Source organism: Paraburkholderia sp. SIMBA_027, from assembly GCF_046535315.1.
Taxonomy (GTDB): Bacteria; Pseudomonadota; Gammaproteobacteria; order Burkholderiales; family Burkholderiaceae; genus Paraburkholderia; species Paraburkholderia tropica.
The window spans coordinates 1-850 of record NZ_JAWRWY010000069.1 but is presented as its reverse complement, the minus strand read 5'-3'; the positions used below and the strand labels follow the sequence as shown (position 1 = coordinate 850).

1 protein-coding gene is annotated in these 850 nt (G+C 61.3%); it reads right to left on the bottom strand.

What is annotated here, in order from left to right:
• A partial coding sequence (locus SB764_RS38155; protein WP_410866483.1) for an LLM class flavin-dependent oxidoreductase occupies window positions 1–725 on the bottom strand: 725 nt, incomplete at its 3' end.
• Between the last annotated feature and the right edge of the window lie 125 nt (window positions 726–850).

Sequence of the window (850 nt, the reverse complement as noted above, 5' to 3'; positions counted from 1 at the left end):
TGCGCGTCGTCTTCGCTGCTCGCCACGTAAGTGTGGCGCAGCAGCATGATTTGCGGACGCGGCATCTCGCTGAATTTTTCGCACGCGGCATTGAAATGGCCGACGAGTTTTTCGACTTCGTCGTCGCCGAAATGCAGCGGCGTGACCTGCACGTTGCAACCGTTGGACACGGCGAATTCGTGGCTGTTCGGATCGCGCGCCGCGACCCAGATCGGCGGATGCGGTTCTTGCAGCGGCAGCGGCGACGACGTGGTCGACGGGAATTTCCAGAACTCGCCTTCGTGCGCGTAATCGCCTTCCCAGAGCTTCTTCACGGCGGGAATCAGTTCGCGCATGCGCTGACCCGCGTTCCATGCGTCGAGGCCCGGCATCAGACGTTCATATTCGAACGAATATGCGCCGCGCGCAATGCCCAGTTCGAGACGGCCGTTCGTGATGATGTCGGTCATCGCGGCTTCGCCTGCGAGCTTGATCGGGTGCCAGAACGGCGCGATCACGGTGCCCGTGCCGAGACGCACGTTCTTCGTCTTGCTCGCGAGATCGACGAGATTGAGGAACGGATTCGGCGCGATCGTGAAGTTCATGCCGTGGTGCTCGCCGGTCCAGACGGCGTGCATGCCGCCGCGATCCGCGATCTGGCACAGCTCGACCATTTCTTCGTAGAGCTGCTTCTGGCTCGTCTGGTCGGAGACGCGCTCCATGTGAACGAAAAGCGAAAAACGCATGGGGTTACCTTTCAGGAAAGAAGCGGCCGGACCGTGCCGTTGCTGTGGTCGCCGTAGTACATGCCATAGCTTTTGAGCTGGCTCTCCTTGCGATAGCGCTGGAGCATGCTGGCCAGCGCGCTGTC